This window comes from uncultured Campylobacter sp., from assembly GCF_938031315.1.
GTDB lineage: Bacteria > Campylobacterota > Campylobacteria > Campylobacterales > Campylobacteraceae > Campylobacter_B.
In genome coordinates this window covers 1-9,331 of the sequence record NZ_CALHHT010000270.1, presented here as the reverse complement: position 1 = coordinate 9,331, position 9,331 = coordinate 1, and the positions used below count along the sequence as shown (strand labels likewise).

General features: G+C 46.3%; 8 protein-coding genes. All 8 read right to left on the bottom strand.

From position 1 onward, the window contains the following. Positions 1-124: 124 nt before the first annotated feature. The 8 genes from Q0236_RS06810 to Q0236_RS06775 all read right to left on the bottom strand — a co-directional run bounded on the left by Q0236_RS06810 (position 125) and on the right by Q0236_RS06775 (position 9,231). Positions 125-922, bottom strand: coding sequence for a zinc-binding alcohol dehydrogenase (locus tag Q0236_RS06810; protein ID WP_297916308.1), 798 nt, complete (start codon positions 920-922; stop codon positions 125-127). After that, positions 919-2,016, bottom strand: a complete 1,098-nt coding sequence (locus tag Q0236_RS06805; RefSeq protein ID WP_297916306.1) for an acyltransferase — start codon at positions 2,014-2,016, stop codon at positions 919-921. The genes Q0236_RS06810 and Q0236_RS06805 overlap by 4 nt, the downstream gene beginning before the upstream one ends. After that, positions 2,013-3,206, bottom strand: coding sequence for a UDP-N-acetyl-D-mannosamine dehydrogenase (gene wecC / locus Q0236_RS06800; protein ID WP_297916310.1), 1,194 nt, complete (start codon positions 3,204-3,206; stop codon positions 2,013-2,015). Before wecC ends, Q0236_RS06805 begins: the two co-directional genes overlap by 4 nt. After that, positions 3,200-4,336 carry a non-hydrolyzing UDP-N-acetylglucosamine 2-epimerase gene (wecB, locus tag Q0236_RS06795; protein ID WP_297916304.1) on the bottom strand — a complete coding sequence of 379 codons (1,137 nt, stop codon included), beginning with the start codon at positions 4,334-4,336 and terminating at the stop codon, positions 3,200-3,202. Before wecB ends, wecC begins: the two co-directional genes overlap by 7 nt. A gap of 150 nt (positions 4,337-4,486) precedes the next feature. After that, positions 4,487-5,185: a 3-methyladenine DNA glycosylase gene (locus Q0236_RS06790; RefSeq protein ID WP_297916302.1), complete on the bottom strand. Its 699-nt coding sequence runs from the start codon at positions 5,183-5,185 to the stop codon at positions 4,487-4,489. After that, entirely contained in the window at positions 5,182-5,307 is a 126-nt protein-coding gene (locus Q0236_RS06785) for a hypothetical protein (RefSeq protein WP_297916300.1), read from the bottom strand. The genes Q0236_RS06790 and Q0236_RS06785 overlap by 4 nt, the downstream gene beginning before the upstream one ends. Continuing rightward, positions 5,304-6,287: an ATP-binding protein gene (locus Q0236_RS06780; protein WP_297916298.1), complete on the bottom strand. Its 984-nt coding sequence runs from the start codon at positions 6,285-6,287 to the stop codon at positions 5,304-5,306. Before Q0236_RS06780 ends, Q0236_RS06785 begins: the two co-directional genes overlap by 4 nt. Continuing rightward, positions 6,271-9,231 (bottom strand): DEAD/DEAH box helicase, encoded by a 2,961-nt coding sequence (locus Q0236_RS06775; protein WP_297916296.1) that lies wholly within the window; start codon positions 9,229-9,231, stop codon positions 6,271-6,273. Before Q0236_RS06775 ends, Q0236_RS06780 begins: the two co-directional genes overlap by 17 nt. Between the last annotated feature and the right edge of the window lie 100 nt (positions 9,232-9,331).

Genomic DNA, 9,331 nt, shown 5'->3' with positions numbered 1-9,331 from the left:
ACGATCTCTTCTATACATAGATGGAACAATCTTCATAGGCTATAAAAGTTATATTTCATACGTGGAATAACTTTCATAGCTTATAAATCTTGCACTCCCTATCTACACAAACCATTTTTATAGACTACGGTGCCTTCTCTTGCATCGAAGCCCTGATGAAGCCGTCAACAGCAGGTCGGACGCCAATCACCTGACAAGATTGGCATACTTTTGCGCCATATCCGCCGCTCCAAGACGAAACAACGTCTAGCAAATCGTCTTTTGACGGGTTTATAACAAGCTCGGCGCCATATTCCTTTGCTATCTGCAAGCGCCTATCGTCAAAATCGCTAACTGCGACCCTCACGCCTGAAATTTTAAGCATCTGCACCGCAAGAAGCCCTAAAATCCCAGCTCCCACGACCACGCAGGTCTCGCCCAGCCTTAGATCGATCCGCCTAACGCCCTGCATCGCTATGCCGCCGAGAGTCACGGTGCAAGCCCGCTCAAAGTCCATATCCTGCGGCATTTTCATAACTAAATTTTTAGGCACGTCTACGTATTCTGCGTGGTTTGCAAGTCCTGCACCGGCTGCAGCGACGCGCTCACCGATTTCAAAATTTGAAGCGCCCTCTCCGACCGCTATGACGACGCCGCTAAGCGAATAGCCGGTAGGATTTCCGCTATCAAGCTTACCTTTTACCTTCGCATAGACGCTGGCTATGCCGTCGGATTTCACCATATTGATGACTTTTTTGACGTTCTCAGGCTGCTCCAAAGCCCTTCTAATTAGGCTTTTTCCGCTATTTGATACGCCGCTTATCTCGGTGCCCGCTGATATGCAGCTATTTACCACTTTGATAAGAACGCATCCCTTTGAAACGCTTGGAGCAGGGATCTGCTCCGCTAAAACCTTACCTTTTTTAACTATTGCTTGTATCATTTTACAACCTTTATTGGTTTTAATTTCAATGCCGGCTTTTCTATAAAATTCCAAGAAATGCAAGCTATCGTGAGCGTCGCGGCTACTACTATTAGATATAGCCATAAAGAGCCGCCAAAGCCCAGACTAATTAAAATTTGAACTATCAGCATATGATAAAGATATGTACTATAAGAGAGATCGGTGTTTCTAGCTATCTTTAAATTTGCGTAGGAAAAAGCCATGCTAAAGATCACTAACGCCAAAAGGAAAATTTGAAATACAGTAGAAATTTCCAAGCCTCTCTTATAATCTCCAAGCCCGCTTCCAAACTCTATAGCCGCAAAACAAAATATTAAATAAAGCGCAATATAATATAAGCCGTAGCCTACGAGATATTTTTTTATATCCAACCAATAAAGTCTCATAACCATCCCGATGATAAATATCCACAAAAACGGCAAACAGATGAACTCGAGAAGCTTATTTAAATTTGAAGCAGAGTAAAAATTTTCATCGGCGATTGCGGGAATTATCATTGATGTAAAAAACAGGAAAACTAACAATAAATTTCTTATGATCGCCTTTCTAATACACAAAATAAATGGAAGGACGATATAAAACGATAATTCGACGCTAAGCGTCCATAAAACGCCGCTCGGATAAGAGCTAAAAAAGCCGTCATAATTATATAAAGCACCGTTTTTTACACCTATTATAAAGCCTGCTATGCCTGAAGCGGCGGTAATAACATATAACACAAAGTATTCTATGTATTTTAATACCAAAATATCATTAAAGTTTTTACCTACGTACATAGCCAGCTCAAGTATCAAAATATTTACGAATAAAGCCGGATATATCCTAAGCACTCTTTTTATAAAATACTCTTTTAAATTCCCGCTGTTTAAATAACTATCGGTAATTAAAAATCCCGAAACCAGAAAAAATAATGGAACGCCAGGAAATAGCCTAAGAAACTTATCCACGTAGCCCCCCCATAAAAGCGGTATTTTTAGCCATCCTGTCGAGTGCATATATACCACTTGCAAAGCAAAAAGTAATCTAAAAAAATTCAGATGGTTATCTCTATCTATTACTTTTTGAAAACTCATTTATAAATTCCGCAAAAATCCAAAACTTCTTTTTCTATTTTTAGCCCTTTAAATTCCTTATGTCCGACCAAAAATACGATAATGTCCGAAATTTCAATAGCCTTTTTGTAATCCGCTATCTCAAAATCTTTGTAAGCCTTGATATTAGGCTCTACAGCGACCACATCGACACCGTCTGCAATCAGGCGCCTAGTTATATTTAGCGCAGGCGACTCCCGCAAATCGTCGATGTCGGGCTTAAAAGCAAGCCCCATGCACGCGACTTTAGGCTTTCTGCCGTTTTGCAGCTCAAATTTCAAAGCGGCGTTTTTGATTTTTTCAATACACCACTCGGCTTTGTGATCATTGACCTCTCTTGCGGATTTGATCAGCCTCGCTTCGTAGCCGCCCGCATGTACTATAAACCACGGATCGACCGCTATACAGTGCCCGCCTACGCCGCAGCCCGGGTTTAAAATATTAACTCGCGGATGGCGGTTTGCTAGCGAGATAAGCTCCCAGACGTTAATGCCGAATTTATCGCACAAAATGCTAAGTTCGTTTGCAAAGGCTATGTTTACGTCGCGGAAAGAATTCTCTGTAAGCTTTGACATCTCTGCAGTTTTTGAGTCAGTCTGTAAAACTTCGCCTTCTACGAATTCTGCGTAAAATTCCGCTATTTTTTTAGTAGCAATTTTTGTAGTTCCGCCCACGATCCTATCGTTTTGCGTAAGCTCTTTTAAAATTTTACCCGGCAAAACTCTCTCCGGGCAATGAGCGATATAAATTTTAGAAATATCAACACCGCCATTTTTTAAAATTTCACCTATCTTTTCGGTAGTACCTACCGGTGAAGTGGATTCTAAAACGACCATATTATCGTCTTTTACGTATGGTATTATAGATTTTGCCGCACTTATGACGTAATCGATATTTGGCACGTATCCGTCTCGAAACGGCGTCGGAACAGCTATGATAAAAACGTCTGCGAAATCAGGCTTAACGTCTGCTTTTAAATTTCCGCTCTGCACTGCTTTTTTAACAAATACATCTAGTTCTGGCTCGATGATATGAATTTTACCCTCATTGATCGTATCTACGACGCTCTGCACCACGTCAACGCCGTGGATTTTATAGCCCCTATTTGCCAAAAGCGCCGCCGTCGGTAGCCCTATATACCCAAGACCTAAGATGCAAACTTTTTTCACAATATTCCTTTTAAAAATTCCAGTATTTTTTTACAAGCTTTACCGTCACCATATGGGCTTACACTTTTACTCATTTTATCATATTCATCTTTTAAATTTAATAATTTTTGCACCTCTTTTATGATATTTTCGCGCTTGGTGCCAATAAGCTTCACACATCCTGCTCTTATCCCTTCAGGTCTTTCGGTAGTTTCTCTGATAACTAAAACGGGCTTGCAAAGGCTCGGCGCCTCCTCTTGGATGCCGCCGCTATCTGTTACTATCATATATGACTTGCTCATAAGATAGACGAAACTATCATACTCTAACGGATCGATTAAAAATATATTCGAAATGCCCGATAAAATTTCTCCTACAGGCTTTCTTACATTTGGATTTAGATGCACGGGATAAACGATGTCGATATTTTCGTTTTTTAGCGCTATTTCACGTAAAGCCTCACAAATATTAACAAAGCCTTCTCCGAAATTCTCTCGTCTGTGTCCTGTAACGAGAATAAATTTTCTATCACTAAGCTTATATTTGGCGTTTATAAAGGATAAAATTTTATTTTTTAGCAGCTCGTTGTTTTCGATTTTATCTATCGTCCACAAAAGCGCGTCTATTACGGTGTTGCCGCTAACGATTATATTTTTTGAATCTTTGCCTTCTTTTAAGAGATTGTCTCTCGCATCGGCAGTCGGCGCGAAGTGATATTTAGCTATGAGCCCCGTCATCTGCCTATTTATCTCTTCAGGAAACGGCGAATAGATATCATGCGTCCTAAGTCCAGCTTCTACGTGAGCAACGTCTATCTTTTGATAATACGCCGCCAAAGAAACGGCATAAGTAGTAGTCGTATCTCCATGTACGAACACGATGTCTGGGGTATATTCGCCAAATACATCGCGCATACCAAGTAAAACACCAGACGTAATATCGTACAGATCCTGCCCCTGCTTCATTAAATTTAGATCAAAATCAGGCTTGATCTCAAAAAATTCAAGCACCTGATCGAGCATCTGTCTGTGCTGCGCCGTGACGCAAACCTTCACTTCAAATTCCGCGCGCTTTTGAAATTCCTTTATCAACAGAGCCATCTTAATGGCCTCCGGGCGCGTCCCAAATACTATTAAAATTTTTCTTTTCGTCATAAGCTCCCCTATATATTGGCTTTTTAGCCAAATCTATCGCCGTAATTTTAATTAAATTTTGCTATATCGGCGCTTAACGATACTCAGAATTACCTATTTGTCGCTATTTGGATGATATAAAATATTCTTTGCTTTAAAGCTGGCTAAGATTCATTTTAAATTATCAAAAAATTCCATCGCAAAATCATCAAAAATTTTACCTTTCAAATGCGCTTTGCAAAATTCCACTATGAGCCCGTGAAATAGCGCATACACGCCGTTTTCGTTCTCCAGCTTCCCTGCTTTTGCCGCCGCATCACAGGGAAGATTAGCAGAATTTACAAACTCATAGATCCGCTCAAATTCCAGCTCGCCAAGCCACGCGCTAAGCTCGTCGTAGCTTTCAAACTCATAGCCCAAAGCCCCGAGCAGCCGCGCCGAGTAGCTGTCCGCGACCATCACCGCGCGCTCGCACGCATAGCACAGGATCGCATCGCAGCTCTCCGCGCCGATTCCCTTGCGCGCTAGCAGCCACTCACGGCTAACGCCCGCTTTAAAGCTCTCAAAATCCCCAAAATCCGCTATTATCGCTCTGCAAAGCAAGCTTAAGCGTCTCGCTTTTTGATTATAAAATCCGCTCACTTTAATGATCTCTGCAAGCTCCGCTTCATCTAGCCCGGCTATGCTTTCTAAGCTCAAGAGTCCCTTACTGCGCAGGTTTTGCAGTGCTGCGTCTGCATTGTGCCACGTCGTATTTTGGATCAAAATCGCCCCCACGACCACCTCAAAGCTTCCAAACGCAGGCCACCAGCGAAAATCCTTAATTTCTACGGCGCGAAAAAGCGCGATAAAAAGCTCGGTCGCGCTCATCTCGCGCCTCCGAAATTTCTGGCAGCGTTTCTAAAATTTCGCGCGGCGGCGGCGATTTTTTGCGTGCGCTCTAACACTGCGATAAAATTTACGCCAAATTTAAATTCGCGCGCCGTATTCATCTGCCGCCGCCTTTTAAATTTGCAAAAAATTCCTCGCCAAAGCTCAAGAAAAACTGCTTTGCCGCGCGGCCGCTGCGGCTTGCGCGAAGCATCGCAAACTCCCTCGCCTTTGCGTGCAGCTCGTCTAAATTTGCAGCAAAGCTCAGGCGAAATTCCGCCGCGTTCATGCATTGCGCAGCCGCAAAGTAGGCATCTACGATCCCTAAATATTCCCGCATGCTCCCGCCGTAAAAGCTTAGCTGTAGCCCAAAGCGCTCGCTAAGGCTGATTCGCTCGTTCGCCGCGTCGCTTAGGTGCAGCTCGCCGCGGCTTATCTGCGCGGCGTCGTTATCGCTTGCGCATTCGCCTACGATGTGGCGGCGATTGGACGTCGCATACATCAGCACGTTGCGCGGCGCGTGCTCCAGCGAGCCCTCTAGCAGAGGCTTTAGGTGCTTGTAGCCGCTCTCGCCGAGCTCAAAGCTCAAATCGTCGCAAAAGATGATAAATTTAAAATTTATTTCTCGGATCGCGTCGATTATCTCCGCGAGATAGCCCAGATCGTCCCTGCCGATCTCGATGATCTTAAGACCTTGCGGGATAAATTTAGAAAAAACCGCCTTCGCAAGGCTTGATTTGCCGCAGCCGCTCTCGCCCCACAACAGCGCGTGGTTAGCGCTGCGGCCGCGCAGGAAGGCGTCTGTGTTTTTTACAAGAGCCGATTTTTGGCTCTCTAGCCCCACAAGCGCGTCAATACCCGTGAAATCGATGTCGCGGACGATCTTTAGCGCCTTTTTATTCGCGCGAAATACGGCGACCTGCACAGCGCACCAATCAATCGCGCTAAAATCGCTGAAATAAATTTGCTCGCTGGCGCCGCTTTGAGCGTTGTTTAGAACGGCTTGCGGCGCTAAATTCAAACCGCTCGCCGCGTTTAAATTTAGCCCTTCGTTCCCGCTTTTACTCGCGCTTTTTTTGATATTTTCATCGCAAGTTCGCATTTTTTAGCTCCCTTCGCAGATAGATCAAAATTTCGCTTATCACGTCGTCATCATCGCGCGTCTGCGCCTTTAATCGCACCTTATCGCCGTTTGCAAGGGTGATCAAGATATTTTCATCCATGCTCGAAATCACGCGCAAGCCAAGCTTCGTAGCCAAAACTTTAATCATCATCACGTCGATGAATTGCTTAGTGTAGACGTCCGCGCGCCCGAAGCGATCCTCGATCTCGCCGAAAATTTCAAGCACTTCGCTCGCCTCTGCGCACTTGCTAAGCCGCCTGTAAAGATCCAGGCGCAGGCGATCCTCTCTGATAAATTCCGAATTTAAAAAGGCATTTACCGAAATTTTAAGCTCCACGCTCGCAGCGGCGCTCTTTCTGCTTAGCAGCTTGCCGATCTCCTCTTCGAGCATCTTTAGATAAAGCGAGTAGCCGATCGCTTCGATATGCCCGCTCTGCGCCTCTCCGAGCAGATTTCCGCCGCCGCGAATTTCAAGATCGTGATACGCTAGCACCGAGCCGCTGCCCAAAAATGAGTTGCTCTCAAGCGCTACGAGCCGCTTTAGCGCGTCCTGCGTAAGAGCGGTTTTATCCTCGATCAAAAAGTAGCAAAAGCCCTGCTTGTTGCTGCGCCCGACGCGGCCGCGCAGCTGGTGCAGATCGGCGATACCGAATTTATCAGCGTTTTCGACGATGATCGTATTTACGCGCGGCATATGAATGCCGCTTTCTACGATGCTGGTGCAAAGTAGCAGATCGTATTCACCCGCTACAAATTTTAAAATTTCATCCTCCGTCGTCTTGGCGTCGATCTTGGAGTGCAGGATCAGAATTTTAAGGCTCGGCAAAATTTCAAGCAGCTTCTTTTTGGCGCTTTGCATCGTCGCGATGTGGTTGTGGACGTAAAAAATCTGCCCGCCGCGTCGCAGCTCGCGCGAGATCGCCTCTTTTATGATCTTTTCGTCCCACTGCTTGACGAAGGTGCGCACGTCCAGGCGATCCTGCGGCGGACTAAGCAGCGTGGAGTAGCTTTTAATCGAGCTTAGCGCCATATTTAGACTGCGCGGTATCGGCGTCGCGGACATACTAAGCAGGTGCGAGGCGGCGCTTTTCTCTTTGAGCCGCTCCTTTTGCTTAACGCCGAATTTATGCTCCTCATCGATGATTATGAGCCCTAAATTTGCGGGGTTTAAATTTAAAAGCGAATGCGTACCGACCACGACGATCGCCTCGCCGCTTTGCAGACGCTTTAAAATTTCACTTTTTTGCCTCGCGCTGCTAAAGCGATCGAGCTTGAAAACAGGAATTTCAAACTCCCTAAAGCGCTCGCTAAGCGTGGCGTAATGCTGAGAGCTAAGCAGCGTCGTAGGCACGAAAAACAGCACCGAATGCCCGCTGCGAATGCAGGCAAAGATCGCATTCATCGCAACCTCGGTCTTTCCAAAGCCCACGTCGCCGCTAAGCAGGCGGTCCATCACCTTGCCGCTTTGCAGATCTTCTAAAATCGCGCTCACAGCCTTTTGCTGATCGCTCGTGTAGCTAAAGCCGCTTGCGCTTAGAAATTTCGCATAATCCGCGCTTTCGTTTTTGATGACGAGCCCTCGCACCAGCTCGCGCTTGGCAGCCAGCGCGATGATCCTTGAAGCGATCGCAAAGAGCTTTTCGCGCACTCGCTCTTTAATTTTTGAAAAGCTCGCCCTGCCCAGATGATCCAAGCTCACCGCGCCGCCGCTTGCGACGTAGCGATCGATCTTGTTTAGGTACTCTACCGGCAGCAGCAGCTTGTCGCCGCCCTCGTAGAGCAGGGATACGAACTCCTTGCTGCGCCCCATCACCTCGATAAGCTCAAGCCCGTTAAATTTAGCGATACCGTGATCTTCGTGCACGACAAAATCGCCCACGTTTAGCTCATCCAGAGCCAGGCTCGATCTTCGCACGCGCTTTTTAGGCGCCGCTTTGTTTAGCGAAAGGATGATCCGCTCGGCGCTTATTAAATTTAAGACAAAGTCCTTGCGTAAAATTTCGATATTGCTAAATCCGCTAAGATCAAACGGCGCGAGCAGCGCGTCATTTCGCGCGATCAGCGTGATAGCATCGCTGCGGTGAAATTCAAAAAATTCCTGCGACGGCGTCACGGCGAGGTCTTTAAATTTACGCGCCGCGGGCAGTACCTCGATCGCGTCTAAAAAATCCAAATTGCGCTCGGAAAAAATTTCATCCTTTTTGATCTCATGCAGCAAGACGCAATCAAACGCGCTCGTGTAATCTACAAAGCCCTCGATGAACCAAAACCCGAGCGAGCCCAGATCGCGAGCTAGCGCGTCGCTATCCGCGCGCGATATCTTTTCGCTCACGCTCTCAAACTCGTCCTCGCTTAAATTTGCTAAAAACGGCGCTATCTCGGCTTGCGCAAGCTCATCTTTTTCGCTTTTTTGCGTCGCGACGTCAAAGCGCCTGATACTCTCGACCCTCTCGCCGTCGAGCAGAATTCTAATCGCGCTTTCGCCGCCTACCGAAAAAATATCGATGATCTCGCCACGGAAGCTAACCTCGCCCATGCTTTCGACGATGTCGCGCGCGTCGTATCCAAGACGTAAAATTTCCTCTTTCAGCTCGATTAGGTTTAACTCTTCGCCAAATTTTAAATTTAGCGGGCGCAGATGGCTTGCGGCGGGGAGTTTATTTAGGATCGTGCGGACGGGAGAGATTAAAATTTTTTTGCCGCTTGTTTTGTAAAACGCGCTAAGAGCGGTGCTGATACCCGCAAGCTCGCCCATGTAGCTGCGCAGATCCTCGCCGAAGCTCGCTCTAAAATCGGGCAGGCAAAAGGCCGCGTAGCCCATAAATTTAAGCACCTGCTCGCACGCTGCGGCTTCCTTTTCATCCTCGCAGATCAAAAGCTCTTTTTGGTTTTTCAAAAAATATTCGTAAACTTCGGCCTGCATCTTGCCCTACTTTAGGCTTTCGATCTGGTGCTGCACGACATTTGCGATCTCCTGCCACGATACGTTAGGCTCTAAGGTCGAGATATTTTTAAAATTCTGC